The organism is Streptomyces sp. NPDC051921 (assembly GCF_040680975.1).
In the GTDB taxonomy this organism is placed as follows: Bacteria; Actinomycetota; Actinomycetes; order Streptomycetales; family Streptomycetaceae; genus Streptomyces.
In genome coordinates this window covers 61,410-74,803 of record NZ_JBFAXU010000004.1, presented here as the reverse complement: position 1 = coordinate 74,803, position 13,394 = coordinate 61,410, and the positions used below count along the sequence as shown (strand labels likewise).

Genomic DNA, 13,394 nt, shown 5'->3' with positions numbered 1-13,394 from the left:
CGGGAAGAGGGCGGCCGCGCGCTGCGCGCCGTAGGTCGTTCACCGGGACGAACTCGCCCCCTGAGGTGGAGGGCCACCAGGACGCCCGCCCCGAACAGCCGCTCGTTAGGCTCGACGCAGACCGTTTCCGCGAGAAAGGCACCGTCATGCCCCGTATCCCCTCCCCCGCCCTCGCCGCCGTCGGGCTCGTCGGCGGGTACGCCGTTGCCCGGTGGACCAAGAAGCGGCCGCTGGGTGGGGCCGTGCTGGCGGTGGCCGGTGGCGTGGCGGCGCGGGAGTGGCAGCAGGTGGGTGGGGCGAAGGTGGCCGCCGGGCTGGGTGCCGCCTATGTGGCCGCTTTCGCCGGGTCCCACCCCCTGGCGAAGAAGATCGGGGCCTGGCCCGCCGTGTTCTCCGTGGCCGGGGCCATGGCCGCCACCTCCTGGGCCGTCACGCGCAAGGCCGGCTGAGACCGCAGCCCTGCTGAGCCGCCGGGGCCTCGTACGCCGTCACGCGCAAGGCCGGCTGAGACCGCAGCCCTTCTCGTGATCGGGGCCGCGTACGCCCGACGCGCAAGGTCGGCTGAAGGCTCCGTTCCTCCGGCCGAGGGCCGACGGCTCCCCAGCCGGCGTCGGCGGCTCGTGCCCCCGGAAGGCGGCTCGTGCCCCCGGAAAGGTGGGCCGCGCCCCCGGCCAGGCGTCGGCGGCTCGCGCCCCAGCCGGCGTCGGCGGCTCGTGCCCCCGGAAGGCGGCTCGTGCCCCCGGCCAGTGTCGGGGCCCCGCGCCCCCGGAAGGCGGGCCCTGCCCCGTGGCGCCTCCTGAGGGCTCAACCGCCCAGCGCGTGGCTCACCGTGTAGATCAGGAGGCCGGCCAGGGCGCCGACCACCGTGCCGTTGATGCGGATGAACTGGAGGTCGCGGCCGATGTTGGCCTCGATCTTCTTGGAGGTCTGGGTGGCGTCCCAGCCGGCGACCGTGTCCGTGATCAGGGACGTGATCTCCGTGCGGTAGGTGGTGACCACGTACGCCGCCGCGTCTTCCGCCCAGCCTTCGACCTTGGACTGGAGGCGGGTGTCCGAGGACAGGCGCTGGCCCAGGGAGATCAGGGAGGCGCGGGCGCGGCGGCGGAGTTGGCTGCGGTCGTCCTCGGCGGCGGCCAGGAGCAGGGCGCGCACCGACGACCAGGCCGAGGCGATGACCTCCTGGACCTCCGGGCGGGCCAGGATCTCGGACTTGAGGCGTTCCACGCGGACCCGGGTGTCGGTGTCGGCCTGGAGGTCGGCCGCGAAGTCGGTCAGGAAGCGGTCGATCGAGGCGCGCGCCGGGTGGGCCGGCATGTCGCGCATCTCCGTCACGAAGCGGAGCAGCTCCCGGTAGACGCGGTCGCCCACCTTGCGGTCCACGAAGCGCGGGGTCCAGCCCGGGGCGCCGCCCTCGATCGCCTCCATCACCGAGTCCCGGTGCGTCACGAGCCAGTCGTGGCCCCGCGCGCAGATCAGGTCCACCGCCCGGTGGTGGGCGCCGTCGGCCACGATCTTGCCCAGGGTCTTGCCCAGGGCCGGGCCGACCTCCGCCGACTCCGCCCTGCGCGTGATCGCCTCCCCCACCACCGCCTGCACGTCGGAGTCCCGTAGGACCGTCAGGGCGCCGCGCAGGGCCGCGGCCAGTTCCGAGGTGACGCGGTCCGCGTGGGCCGGGTCGGCCAGCCACGTGCCCAGGCGGCGCGCGATGGCGAAGCCGCGCAAGCGCCCCCGCACGACGTCCGCGGAGAGGAAGTTCTCGCCCACGAAGGAGCCGAGCGAGGCGCCCAGCTGGTCCTTCTTCGTCGGGATGATCGCCGTGTGCGGGATGGGCAGGCCCAGCGGGCGGCGGAACAGCGCCGTCACCGCGAACCAGTCGGCCAGGGCGCCGACCATGCCGGCCTCGGCCGCGGCCGCCACATAGCCCGCCCAGGCGCCCGCGTCCGAGGACTTCGCCCACGTGGCCAGGGCGTAGATCGCCGCGACCAGCGCCAGCAGGCCCGTGGCAAGGGCCTTCATGCGCCGGACGCCTCGGCTCTTCTCCTCGTCCGCCGCCGTGTACGTGAAGCTGACCATCACCTCACCTCCCTACCTCAGGGACTCCTGGGCCGCATCCGGAGTTCCCCCGTACATCTTCGCGATCACCGCCTCGATGTCCGGCTCCCGCACCGAGAGGTCCACCAGCGGGTACGCCGCCGCCACCGCCGCGACCACCGGGGCCGCCGAGGAAGAAGTGGGCAGGGCCAGCCACTGCCGGGGGCCCTCCGCGCGGACGAAGCGCGCACCGGGTACGTCGATCGGGGGCGTCTCGCGGTCCAGGTCGACCACCAGCAGACGCTCGCTCTCGCCGATCGCGTGGAGTCCGGCCAGTTCCCCGTCGTACATCAGGCGCCCGTGGTCGATGACCATCACCCGTCTGCACAGCTGCTCGATGTCGGTCAGGTCGTGGGTCGTCAGCAGGACGGTCGTGCCGCGCGTGGCGTTCAGCTCCCTCAGGAACTCGCGCACCTTCGCCTTCGACACCACGTCCAGGCCGATCGTCGGCTCGTCGAGGTACAGCACCTCGGGGTCGTGCAGCAGCGCCGCCGCGATGTCGCCGCGCATCCGCTGGCCGAGCGACAGCTGCCGTACGGGGACGTCGAGGAGGTCGCCCAGCTCCAGGAGGTCCACGCAGCGGGCCAGGTTCTCCCGGAACCGGGCGTCCGGGATCCGGTACATGCGGTGGACGAGCGCGTACGAGTCCCGCAGCGGAAGGTCCCACCACAGGGTCGTGCGCTGCCCGAAGACCACCCCGATCCGCTCGGCCAGCCGCGTCCGCTCCCGCGACGGGTCGATGCCGGCCACCCGCAGCCGCCCGCCGCTCGGGGTGAGGATGCCCGTGAGCATCTTGATGGTCGTGGACTTCCCGGCTCCGTTCGGGCCGATGTAGCCGACCATCTCCCCCTTCTCCACCGTGAAGGAGATGCCGTCGACCGCCCTGACCTCCCGCTTCTCGCGGCGCAGCACCCCCGCCCGCTTCCTGATCGTGAAGGTCTTCTGCAGGGCTTCCAGTTCGATGAAGGGCATCGGGTCTCTCCTCAGCTTCCGGTCGATCTGTACGCGCGCAGGCCCGTCCGCCACGCCCGTCCCGCCACCGCGCAGCACCCGAGCGCCACCACCGGCGACGCGAACGCCGCCCACCCCGGCACCCCGGCCGGCGCCGGCCGCCCCAGGACGTACAGGGCCGGCAGCCAGTTCACGAAGGCGAGCGGTACGACGTACACGACGCCCCGCACCAGGTCCTGCGCGAAGATCGTCGGCGGGTACTGGAGCAGGGTGTTGCCGCCGTACGTGAAGGAGTTCGTGACCTCCGCCGCGTCCTGCAGCCAGAACAGGGCCGACGCCCCCACCACCATCACCGCCGCGAAGATCAGCGCGCCGCTCAGCAGCATCACCGGCACCAGCAGCACCTTCAGCGGCGTCCAGGCCACGTCGTCGAGCAGGACCAGGCCCCAGATCAGGACCAGCAGCCCCTGCGTCACCCGCCCCAGTCTGCGCAGCGCGAAGCGGTCCGCCGCGACCTGCGCCAGGACCGGCGCCGGCCGCAGCAGGAACGTGTCGAGGGAGCCGTCCCGCACCCGCTTGCCCATCCTCGGCAGCGAGCCCATCACCAGGTCCGCGAGGCCGAAGGACGTGCTCGTCGTGCCGTACAGGAAGGCGACCTCGGCGAAGGAGAAGCCGCCGAGACCGTCGACCTGACCGAACATCAGGAGGATGACGACGAAGTCGAAGAAGGTGACCGTGAAGGAGGAGAGGAGGGTCAGGGCGAAGGACGACCGGTACGTCATCGTCGAACGGATCCACATCGCCGCGATCATCCGGTACGTACGCCACGACTCGGCCACTCCCGAAGCCGCGCCCGCGCCCAGGCCCGCACGCGAATCCGCACTCGGATCCGCACCCGAATCCGGGCCCGGGCCCGCGCCCCGGCCCGTACCCGGCTCCGCGCCCCGGCCCGCGCTCTGCCCCGCGCCCCGGCGCGGGCCCGCGCCCGCCCGGGCGCCCGCGTCCGCCCGGGCACCCAACGACCGCCGCTTCTCACCCACCCTGCACCACCACCTTCCGCGTCGCCGCCGCCTGCGCCGCCCGCCCCGCCGCCAGCAGCGCCACCGCCCAGCCGCCCTGGAAGGCGTACGCCCGCACCAGGCCCCAGCCCTCGTACCGCTCCAGGTAGACGTCCGCCGGCACCTGGAGCATCGAGGCCCAGGGCAGTGTGCGGGCCACCTCGCCCAGGGCGCCCGGGAAGACGCCGAGCGGGAGCAGCATGCCGGAGAAGAACAGGCCGCCGAGCCAGGCGACCTGGACCACGCCCTGCCCGTCGAGCAGCCAGAACGCGCTCATCGCCACCAGGTACCAGATGGCGAAGCTGACGATGGAGCCGAGTGTCACGGCGAGCAGGAAGGCGGGCCAGGTCCAGGGGCTCGACGGCAGGGTGAGGTCGAAGACGAGGGCGCCGAAGGCCATGGGGAGGACGCCGCGGCCGAGGAGCTGGTAGGCGGAGCGGCCCAGGTTGGCGGAGAACCACCAGGTCTGGAGGTCGGCGGGGCGGTAGAGGTCGACCGCGATGTCGCCCGTGCGGATCCGCTCGATCAGCTCGTCCTCGAAGCCGCCGCCCATGAGCCCGCAGACGGTGATGAGGGCCTGGCCGATCCAGACGTAGGCCAGCGCGTCACCCATGTCGTATCCGCCGAGCGAGGGACGGGCGTTCCAGAGGGCGATATAGGTGTACGACAGGATGAAGCCGAAGACCGTGTTGGTGAACACCCCTGCCGCCGTGGCCACCCGATAGGTGGCATGGCGCCGGAATCCACCCGCGGCCACGGTGACGTAGAGCCGCAGCATGCCCCCGTCTCCTCCCTTTCGGCACCGATCGGCGCCTTCCGCGCCAAAGCGCCCGACCTTAGTGGGATTTCCCGTGTCGTCGCGAGCGGATTTCCGGCCTCGCGGGCCCTCGCGGGGGCAGGATGTGCTGTTATGTCCTCTTCTTCTGGTATGCCCTCAGATGCGGCGAACGAGGTCCTGCCACCCGATCAGGATCCCGATCACGACCCCCGTCGCGATCCCGATCACCGTCCCCATCGTGATCCCCATCGCGATACCGGTCGCGATGCACTTCGCGATGCCCGCCGCGATCCCGGTCGCGATCCCCGTCGCGATCCCCGTCGCGCCGCAATGCGCGATCCCCGTCGCGATTCCGGTCGTGACACCCATCGCGACCCCGATCGCGCCTGGGACCCCAGGGACCCCACCGTCCCCACCCCACCGCCGAAACGTCCCGCCCGCCACGACGGACGCCGTACCGGCCGCCGCCCCCGCAGCCGCCCGCGCCGCATCCTCCGGCGGCTCCTCGGCCTCGCCGCGCTCGGCGCCCTGCTGCTGCTCGGCGGCCTCGTCGCCGGCTACCTCCTCGTGGACATCCCCGCCGCCAACGCCACCGCGGTCGCCCAGTCCAACCTGTTCCTCTACCGCGACGGCACCCAGCTGGCCCGCGACGGCGAGGTCGACCGGGAGAACGTGAGCCTGGAGCGGATCCCCACCGCCGTCCAGCACGCCGTCCTCGCCGCCGAGGACCGCGACTTCCACACCTCGCAGGCCGTCGACCCCCGCGCGATGGTCCGCGCCACCTGGAACACCCTCACCGGCAAGGGCCGCCAGTCCGGCTCCACCATCACCCAGCAGTACGTGAAGAACTACTACCTGGGCCAGGAGCAGACCCTCACCCGCAAGGCGAAGGAGTTCTTCATCGCGCTCAAACTGGGCCGCGAGAAGACCAAGGACGAGATCCTGGAGGGCTACCTCAACACCAGCTACTTCGGCCGCAACGCCTACGGCGTCCAGGCCGCCGCCCGCGCCTACTACGGCAAGGACGCCAAGGACCTCGACGCCGCCGAGGGCGCCTACCTCGCCTCCCTCCTCAACTCCCCCAACGCCTACGACGTCGCCACCCACCCCGAGAACCGGGACCGGGCCCTCGCCCGCTGGCGCTACGTCCTCGACGGCATGGTCAAGGAGGGCTGGCTCTCCCCCGCCGCCCGCGCCGCCGCCGTCTTCCCCGCGCCGCAGCCGATGCACGCCTCCGCCGGGCTCTCCGGCCAGCGCGGCTACCTCGTGCAGGCCGTCGAGCAGTACCTGACCGAACAGGGCATCGTCGACGAGAAGACCCTGGCCGCCGGCGGCTTCCGGATCACCACGACCCTGGAGCGCGCCAAGCAGGACGCCTTCGTGAAGGCCGTGGAGGAGCACGTCACCTCGAAGCTCGACCCGCACCGCAACCCCGCCGACCGCTGGGTACGGGTCGGCGGCGCGGCCGTCGAACCGGGCAGCGGCAAGGTCGTCGCGCTCTACGGCGGCATCGACTACACCCGCCAGTTCGTCAACAACGCGACCCGCCGCGACTACCAGGTCGGCTCCACCTTCAAGCCCTTCGTCCTCGCCGCAGCCCTCCAGCACGGCTCCCAGACCCAGGAGGGCGAGCGGATCACCCCCAACACCTACTACGACGGGAACAACCGGCGCCCCGTACAGGGCTGGAGCGGCGCGCCCTACGACCCGGCCAACGAGGACGACACCAGCTACGGCGACCTCACCGTGCGGTCCGCCACCGACTACTCGGTGAACGCCGTGTACGCCCAGATGGCCGTGGACGTCGGCCCGGCCCGGGTGCGCGACACCGCCGTCGCGCTCGGCCTGCCGCGCCGGACCCCCGACCTCACCGCCTCGCCCTCCATCGCACTCGGCCCGGCCACCGCGAGCGTCCTGGACCTCGCGCAGGCCTACGCGACGCTCGCCAACCACGGCGGGCACGGCGCGTACACGCTGGTCGAGAAGCTCGTCAGGGACGGCGAGGAGTTCGCGCTGCCGGGCACCGACGGCCGCCAGGCCATCGGGCGCGAGGCCGCCGACACCACGACCTCCGTGCTCAGGAGCGTGGTCGAGGGCGGCACCGGCACGGCGGCGCTCGCGGCCGGGCGGCCCGCCGTGGGCAAGACGGGCACGGCGGAGGACGACAAGGCGGCCTGGTTCGCCGGCTACACCCCCGAACTCGCCACCGTGGTCGCCATGATGGGCCAGGACCCCGACACGGGCCGGCAGCTGTCGCTGTACGGGGCGCTCGGGCTGCCCCGGATCAACGGAGGCGGGGCGCCGGCGCAGATCTGGGCGCAGTTCACCCGCGACGCGCTGGCGGGGGTGCCGGCGAAGGACTTCGACCTCCGGCTGATGGAGGGCGCGGAGGAGCCTCCCCTGGAACCGCCGGCACCCGACTTCCCGGAGGCGGTCGAGGGGTACGAGGGCCCCGGCGCGAACCGCCGGCCCCACCGCCCCCGCCCGTCGACCCCGAAGGCGACGGCACGTGAGGAGGCGGCACGGGACCAGGCGAGCCGGGACCAGGGCGGCGTACGGGACCAGGCGGGGCCGGAGGCCGGGCCGCCGGAGGTTCGGGGGCCGGAGCCGGCCCAGGAGCTCGTACGCCTCCCGGAAGCGGGCCCCGAAGCGGGCCCGGTGACGGTCCCGACCACGGCGGACGAAGCCCTGCGGCCGGACCGGCCCGCACAGGCCCCGCCCCCGGCGGGCACGCCGGTCAGTGGCCCGACGTCGCCTTGAGGCCGACCACCGCCACCAGCAGCAGACAGACGAAGAAGATCCGGGCGGCGGTCGCCGGTTCACCGAGGACCACCATGCCGAGCACCGCCGCCCCGGCCGCGCCGATACCCACCCAGACGCCGTAGGCGGTACCGATCGGCAGGGTCTTGGCGGCCTGCGAGAGCAGCAGCATCGAGGCGACGATCCCGGCCGCGGTGAAGACGCTGGGCCAGAGACGGGTGAAGCCCTCGGTGTACTTCATGCCGATCGACCAGCCGACCTCCAGCAGACCGGCGACGACGAGAAGAACCCAGGCCATGACGACAACACCTCCGCGAGACGGATCAACAGGGGTGCGTCGTCTTGTCGTGGAACCCGGTACGGCGCGTCTCGTCGGGTGCTGCCGATTTTAGCAAAGAACGGGCAAAGGGCCTGGTGACACCGGCCACCAGGCCCTTCCCCGGCCAGTCCTACAGATAGAGCCCGGTCGAGTCGGTCGCACCCTGGAAACGGTCCGCGGCGACCGCGTGCAGGTCGCGCTCGCGCATCAGGACGTACGCCACGCCCCGCACCTCGACCTCGGCCCGGTCCTCGGGGTCGTACAGGACCCGGTCCCCGATCTCGACCGTACGGACGTTCTGCCCGACGGCGACGACCTCGGCCCAGGCAAGACGGCGACCGACGGCCGCGGTCGCCGGAATCAGGATGCCGCCGCCCGAGCGCCGCTCCCCCTCGGGAGAGTCGGTCCGGACCAGGACCCGGTCGTGGAGCATCCGGATGGGCAGCTTGTCGTGCGTGTTCTCGCTCACGGTCCGAACCTACCTGCCCGGGCGTGTCGTCCGTACCCGGGACGGGCCAGGAGGGGGCCGGGAGGCGTCACCCCTTGCCCCTCCGGGAGGACGCGGCGATCAGCCCGACCACGGCGACGGCGACGAGGGCCACCGGCACCACGCGCTCCAGGCGCGGCGCGCCGTCCTCGTCCGTGAACCGGGCCTTCACGTCCGAGACGAGACGGTTCACCGCGACGAACGCCCGCCCGGCGGTGTGGTCGACCTGGGCGGCCACCTTCGCCTTGGCGTCACCGATGATCGTCTTCGGGTGCACCCTGATGCCGATCTCGTCGAGTGTGACGGCGAGCTGCTCGCGCCGGCGGACGATGTCCGCCTCGATCTGCGCAGGGGTCCTGGCGTCCGACACCGCGCTGCCTCCGTAGTCGTGTTCCGGTCGTTGTGGACAGTCTGTCAGCTCATGCCTGCGAGGGTTGGCACAGACCCCCATTAGGCTGGGTCGGCGTACGCGTACGACCTCCGAGGAGAGCCATGAGCGAGCGACTGCAGCCCGGCGACACCGCCCCCGCCTTCACCCTTCCCGACGCGGACGGCAACGAGGTCTCCCTCGCGGACCACAAGGGCCGCAAGGTCATCGTCTACTTCTACCCGGCCGCCCTCACCCCCGGCTGCACGAAGCAGGCCTGCGACTTCACGGACAACCTCGACCTGCTGGCCGGCGCCGGCTACGACGTCATCGGCGTGTCGCCGGACAAGCCGGAGAAGCTCGCGAAGTTCCGCGAGAAGGAGCACCTCAAGGTCACGCTGGTCGGCGACCCGGACAAGACGGTCCTGGAGGCGTACGGCGCCTTCGGCGAGAAGAAGCTCTACGGCAAGACGGTGACGGGCGTGATCCGCTCGACCGTCGTCGTCGACGAGGAGGGCAAGGTCGAACGCGCCCTCTACAACGTGAAGGCCACCGGCCACGTCGCCAAGATCATCAAGGACCTGGGGATCTGACCCGGCCCCCTCCGCGCCCGACGGCCCGCACGGCTTCCCCGACCGGAAGCGGCGCGGGCCGTTCCGCATCCCGTACGCGATACGACGTGACCGTCCGATATGCGGTTCGTTAGCCCGTACGAGAGGGGAAGGAGGGCTCGATCGGTGGGGACGAGCGCGTACACGAAGGAACGCCTGGAGGCGGCGGCCCGCGGGGCGCGGACGCTGTCGGAGGCGCTGGCGCGGCTGGGGGTGGATCCGCGGAGCCCGACACGGCGGTACGTGGCGGGGCGGATGCGGAGGCTGGGGGTCGACACCTCGCACTTCGAGCGGGAGGGGGTGCGGTGGACGCGGGAGGCCCTGACGGAGGCGGTGGCCGCCTCCACGAACATGGCGGACGTCCTGCGACGGCTGGGCGTCGAGCTCGTCGGCGGGCAGCACACGCACATCAGCCGTCGGATCAGGGCGCTGGGCATCGACACCTCGCACTTCACCACCTCGGGCTGGACCGAGCGGATGAGGTACAACCAGCGGCGCCGGACGCCGGAGGAGATCCTCGTCGAGAACACGGCGGCCCACCCGCAGCGTGCCCGGAGCAGTCGGCTCAAGAGCGCGATGCTCGAGGTCGGCGTCGAGGACCGGTGCGCGCGGTGCGGGATCGAAGCGGTGTGGCTGGGTGTGCCACTGCCGCTGGAGGTCGACCATGTCGACGGCGACTGGCGGAACAACCGGATCGGGAATCTGCGACTGCTCTGCCCCAACTGCCACTCGACGACGGACTCCTACCGCGGGCGTGGCAGGGGGCGCGCCCGATGACGAGCGGCACGCCGTACACGCGCGAGCGGCTGGCCGAGGCGGCGGCGCGGTGCTCCGACATCGGCGAGACCATGGCTTTCCTCGGAGCGGAGCCGTACAGCGCCCTCCCGCGCTACCTCATGAGGCGGTTCGCCCATTTCGGCATCGACGTCTCGCACTTTCCGCCCTTCGGCAGAGGCGTCCGACCGAGCCCTCGCCGGCTGCGGGAGGCGGTCTCCGAATCGCTCTCCTTCAGGGAGGCGCTGCGCCGTCTGGGCCGGGCGGACAACGAGACGCAACGCGCGAACCTCCGTCGATGGATCGCGGATGACGGCCTGTCGACAGCGCACTTCCTGGGGCAGGCCCACCAGCGCGGGAAGCCGAGTCCGACGGCCCAGCGCCCTGAAGACGTGCTCGTACGGCACGACAGCGGGCGCCGGACGCCCACCAAGCGGCTGCGCCGCGCGCTGCACGCGGTCGGCGTACCCGAGCAGTGCTCCCGTTGTGGGGTCGGTCCCGAGTGGCTCGGCGAGCCGATGACGCTGGAGGTCGACCACGTCAACGGGGACCCGGGCGACGACCGACGCGAGAATCTGCGACTGCTCTGCCCCAACTGCCATGCAACCACCGCCACCTGGTGCCGGGGCGGCAGCCGGTACGATGGCAGGCGATTGAGCGGCGGTGGCGCAACGGCTGACGCAGCAGACTTAGGATCTGTGGCCTTTGATCGGGCTTGAGGGTTCGAATCCCTTCCGCCGCACGGCAAACGGCCTGCGAATCGAAGCATCGATCGCAGGCCGTTCACATACGAGCCCTCAGCCCAGCAGCTCCCTGACCACCGGCACCAGTGCCCGGAACGCCTTCCCCCGGTGGCTGATCGCGTTCTTCTCGGCCGGCGTGAGCTCCGCGCACGTGACCTCGTAGCCCTCCGGCTGGAGGATGGGGTCGTAGCCGAAGCCGTTGGTGCCGACGGGCTCGTGGCGGAGGACGCCCGGCATGCGGCCTTCCACCACGCGCTCCGTGCCGTCGGGCAGGGCGAGCGCGGCGGCGCAGGCGAAGTGGGCGGCGCGATGCGGGGCGGCGATGTCGGAGAGTTGGGCCAGCAGCAGGTTCAGGTTGGCCTTGTCGTCGCCGTGGGTTCCGGCCCAGCGGGCGGAGAAGATGCCGGGGGCGCCGCCGAGGACGTCGACACAGAGGCCGGAGTCGTCGGCGACGGCGGGCAGGCCGGTGGCCTGGGCCAGGGCGTGGGCCTTGAGCAGGGCGTTCTCGGCGAAGGTGACGCCGGTTTCCTTGACGTCGGGGATGTCGGGGTACGCGTCCGCGCCGACGAGTTCGAGGTCGAGGCCTGCGTCGGCGAGGATCGCGTGGAGTTCGGTGATCTTGCCCGCGTTGCGGGTGGCGAGGATCAGACGGGTCATGCCCCGATTATCCGAGCCTCCGCCGGCAGGCTGGTACGCCTGTCCCGGGGTGCCTGTCCGGCGGATCGGACCGGGGAGGTCCTAGCCGGGGGTGCAGACCTTGCCGACCTCGGTGGCCGCGTTGGTGATCGGCGTGATGTCGGGCGTGGTGTCGCCGTTCTTCACGGCCTCGCGGACGGAGTCGACGCCCTTGTTGAGGTCGTCGACGGCCTTGGACAGGTCGGCGTTGTCCGTCGTGTTCTTGAGGTTGCCCAGCTCGGTGTCGATGCTGTTGAGGGCCTCTTCGATCTGGGTCGGGTCGTTGGAGGCGTTGGAGACGGCCTGCGAGAGCTTGTCGACCGAGGTGGCGATGGCGTCGGCGGTCTTGACGCAGTCCATGGCCTTGTCGAGCGCCCCGCAGCCGGTCAGGCCGGTGACTGCGACGGCGGCCGTGGCGACGGCGAGGGCTATGGTGCGGCGGCGCTTCACGTTCGGGTCCTCCCCCTACGTACGTACAGACGTGGACGGGGCGCACGGTTCGACCCGTGCGCCCGTAAGCGTAGAGACGCGGTGGCGTCCTACAGAGTTCCTTCGAGGGCCTTGCGCTGGATCTCGGCGAGCTCGGCGCAGCCGCCGGAGGCGAGGTCGAGGAGGGCGTTGAGTTCCTTGCGGTCGAAGGGCTCGGCCTCGGCGGTGCCCTGGACCTCGACGAAGCGGCCGTCGCCGGTGCAGACGACGTTCATGTCGGTCTCGGCGCGTACGTCCTCCTCGTAGCAGAGGTCGAGGAGGGGGGTGCCGTCGACGATGCCGACGGAGACGGCGGCGACGGTGCCGGTGAGCGGCTTGCGGCCGGCTTTGACGAGCTTCTTGGCCTGGGCCCAGGCGACGGCGTCGGCGAGGGCGACGTAGGCGCCGGTGATGGCGGCGGTGCGGGTGCCGCCGTCGGCCTGGAGGACGTCGCAGTCGAGGACGATGGTGTTCTCGCCGAGTGCCTTGTAGTCGATGACGGCGCGGAGGGAGCGGCCGATGAGGCGGGAGATCTCGTGGGTGCGGCCGCCGATCTTGCCGCGGACGGATTCGCGGTCGCCGCGGGTGTTGGTGGAGCGGGGGAGCATGGAGTACTCGCCGGTGACCCAGCCTTCGCCGCTGCCCTTGCGCCAGCGCGGGACGCCTTCGGTGACGGAGGCGGTGCAGAAGACCTTGGTGTCGCCGAAGGAGATGAGGACGGAGCCCTCGGCGTGCTTGCTCCATCCGCGTTCGATGGTGACGGGGCGGAGCTGTTCGGGGGTACGGCCGTCGATTCGAGACATGGCACGAGCGTAGCCCCATGACGGAGGGGCCCGTTCCCCTGCCGGAACGGGCCCCTCGTCGGCTGGTGTCAGCTGCTCACATCATGTCTTCGATCTCGGCGGCGATGGGGTCGGCGTCGGTGCCGATGACGACCTGGATCGCGGTGCCCATCTTGACGACGCCGTGGGCGCCGGCGGCCTTCAGCGCGGCCTCGTCGACGAGGGCGGGGTCGTTGACCTCGGTGCGGAGGCGGGTGATGCAGCCCTCGACCTCTTCGATGTTGTCGATGCCGCCGAGCCCGGCGACGATCTTCTCAGCCTTGCTGGCCATGTGTTTCTCCCTGTCCGTTCCGTCCGAAGACGCGTGAAGAACGTGAGTCTCGGCGCACCGGTGGTCCGCTTTGTCACGTTAGCCCACGGTTGGCCCAACCTCGCGAGCGCATGCCGCCGTTCTGTCGAATGATGACGATCACCGGCGGCCTGTCCCGAGCGGCCTCCGGGAGCCTATCGCAACTGGTCTACACCAGTAT

Annotated in this window: 16 protein-coding genes, 1 tRNA gene, 1 pseudogene and 1 riboswitch; of the genes and pseudogenes, 6 read left to right on the top strand and 12 right to left on the bottom strand. The window is 71.8% G+C overall.

Annotated elements, in window-relative coordinates:
- The first annotated feature begins 146 nt into the window (after nt 1–146).
- On the top strand, nt 147–449 hold the full coding sequence (locus tag AB0M16_RS07040) for a hypothetical protein (protein ID WP_365339630.1): 303 nt from the start codon (nt 147–149) through the stop codon (nt 447–449).
- Nucleotides 450–804: 355 nt separating this feature from the next.
- Here the strand turns inward: AB0M16_RS07040 and AB0M16_RS07035 are convergent, their stop codons facing one another.
- The 5 genes from AB0M16_RS07035 to AB0M16_RS07015 all read right to left on the bottom strand — a co-directional run bounded on the left by AB0M16_RS07035 (nt 805) and on the right by AB0M16_RS07015 (nt 5,247).
- Entirely contained in the window at nt 805–2,073 is a 1,269-nt protein-coding gene (locus AB0M16_RS07035; RefSeq protein ID WP_365339628.1) for a DUF445 domain-containing protein, read from the bottom strand.
- A 12-nt stretch (nt 2,074–2,085) separates the two neighbouring features.
- Nucleotides 2,086–3,063 carry an ATP-binding cassette domain-containing protein gene (locus AB0M16_RS07030; protein ID WP_365339627.1) on the bottom strand — a complete coding sequence of 326 codons (978 nt, stop codon included), beginning with the start codon at nt 3,061–3,063 and terminating at the stop codon, nt 2,086–2,088.
- A gap of 11 nt (nt 3,064–3,074) precedes the next feature.
- The gene (locus tag AB0M16_RS07025) at nt 3,075–3,854 is read right to left on the bottom strand and encodes an ABC transporter permease (RefSeq protein WP_365340219.1); all 780 of its coding nucleotides are present in this window, start codon (nt 3,852–3,854) and stop codon (nt 3,075–3,077) included.
- Between the two features lie 220 nt (nt 3,855–4,074).
- On the bottom strand, nt 4,075–4,875 hold the full coding sequence (locus AB0M16_RS07020) for an ABC-2 family transporter protein (RefSeq protein WP_365340217.1): 801 nt from the start codon (nt 4,873–4,875) through the stop codon (nt 4,075–4,077).
- 159 nt (nt 4,876–5,034) lie between these two features.
- Nucleotides 5,035–5,247 (bottom strand): hypothetical protein, encoded by a 213-nt coding sequence (locus AB0M16_RS07015; protein ID WP_365339625.1) that lies wholly within the window; start codon nt 5,245–5,247, stop codon nt 5,035–5,037.
- Between AB0M16_RS07015 and AB0M16_RS07010 the strand changes: the two genes are divergently transcribed.
- Complete coding sequence (locus tag AB0M16_RS07010; protein ID WP_365339623.1) at nt 5,209–7,638, top strand: transglycosylase domain-containing protein; 2,430 nt, start codon at nt 5,209–5,211, stop codon at nt 7,636–7,638. The genes AB0M16_RS07015 and AB0M16_RS07010 overlap by 39 nt on opposite strands.
- Here the strand turns inward: AB0M16_RS07010 and AB0M16_RS07005 are convergent.
- The 3 genes from AB0M16_RS07005 to AB0M16_RS06995 all read right to left on the bottom strand — a co-directional run bounded on the left by AB0M16_RS07005 (nt 7,616) and on the right by AB0M16_RS06995 (nt 8,814).
- Nucleotides 7,616–7,936, bottom strand: a complete 321-nt coding sequence (locus AB0M16_RS07005) for a multidrug efflux SMR transporter (RefSeq protein WP_365339621.1) — start codon at nt 7,934–7,936, stop codon at nt 7,616–7,618. The two genes, AB0M16_RS07010 and AB0M16_RS07005, sit on opposite strands and share 23 nt — an antisense overlap.
- 33 nt (nt 7,937–7,969) lie before the next feature.
- Nucleotides 7,970–8,038: riboswitch (guanidine-III (ykkC-III) riboswitch) on the bottom strand.
- A gap of 49 nt (nt 8,039–8,087) precedes the next feature.
- A complete protein-coding gene (locus AB0M16_RS07000; RefSeq protein ID WP_073807849.1) occupies nt 8,088–8,426 on the bottom strand; it encodes a co-chaperone GroES in 339 nt (112 codons plus the stop codon).
- A 67-nt stretch (nt 8,427–8,493) separates the two neighbouring features.
- Nucleotides 8,494–8,814, bottom strand: coding sequence for a DUF3618 domain-containing protein (locus tag AB0M16_RS06995; RefSeq protein WP_365339619.1), 321 nt, complete (start codon nt 8,812–8,814; stop codon nt 8,494–8,496).
- 122 nt (nt 8,815–8,936) lie between these two features.
- Between AB0M16_RS06995 and bcp the strand changes: the two genes are divergently transcribed.
- The 4 genes and pseudogenes from bcp to AB0M16_RS06975 all read left to right on the top strand — a co-directional run bounded on the left by bcp (nt 8,937) and on the right by AB0M16_RS06975 (nt 10,938).
- Nucleotides 8,937–9,404 (top strand): thioredoxin-dependent thiol peroxidase, encoded by a 468-nt coding sequence (gene bcp / locus AB0M16_RS06990; protein WP_365339617.1) that lies wholly within the window; start codon nt 8,937–8,939, stop codon nt 9,402–9,404.
- A gap of 144 nt (nt 9,405–9,548) precedes the next feature.
- The gene (locus tag AB0M16_RS06985; RefSeq protein ID WP_365339615.1) at nt 9,549–10,199 is read left to right on the top strand and encodes an HNH endonuclease; all 651 of its coding nucleotides are present in this window, start codon (nt 9,549–9,551) and stop codon (nt 10,197–10,199) included.
- Nucleotides 10,196–10,828: pseudogene (locus AB0M16_RS06980) on the top strand (HNH endonuclease); the annotation flags it as partial. The gene AB0M16_RS06985 and the pseudogene AB0M16_RS06980, both read left to right, overlap by 4 nt.
- Before the next feature lie 25 nt (nt 10,829–10,853).
- Nucleotides 10,854–10,938 (top strand) — tRNA-Leu (locus AB0M16_RS06975).
- Nucleotides 10,939–10,993: 55 nt separating this feature from the next.
- Here the strand turns inward: AB0M16_RS06975 and rdgB are convergent.
- From rdgB to AB0M16_RS06955, 4 genes are all read right to left on the bottom strand, one after another.
- A complete protein-coding gene (gene rdgB / locus AB0M16_RS06970; protein WP_365339613.1) occupies nt 10,994–11,596 on the bottom strand; it encodes an RdgB/HAM1 family non-canonical purine NTP pyrophosphatase in 603 nt (200 codons plus the stop codon).
- 81 nt (nt 11,597–11,677) lie between these two features.
- Nucleotides 11,678–12,064 (bottom strand): hypothetical protein, encoded by a 387-nt coding sequence (locus AB0M16_RS06965; RefSeq protein ID WP_365339611.1) that lies wholly within the window; start codon nt 12,062–12,064, stop codon nt 11,678–11,680.
- A gap of 89 nt (nt 12,065–12,153) precedes the next feature.
- Nucleotides 12,154–12,885 (bottom strand): ribonuclease PH, encoded by a 732-nt coding sequence (gene rph, locus AB0M16_RS06960; RefSeq protein ID WP_365339609.1) that lies wholly within the window; start codon nt 12,883–12,885, stop codon nt 12,154–12,156.
- A 76-nt stretch (nt 12,886–12,961) separates the two neighbouring features.
- The gene (locus tag AB0M16_RS06955) at nt 12,962–13,195 is read right to left on the bottom strand and encodes a PTS glucose/sucrose transporter subunit IIB (protein WP_290110624.1); all 234 of its coding nucleotides are present in this window, start codon (nt 13,193–13,195) and stop codon (nt 12,962–12,964) included.
- Between the last annotated feature and the right edge of the window lie 199 nt (nt 13,196–13,394).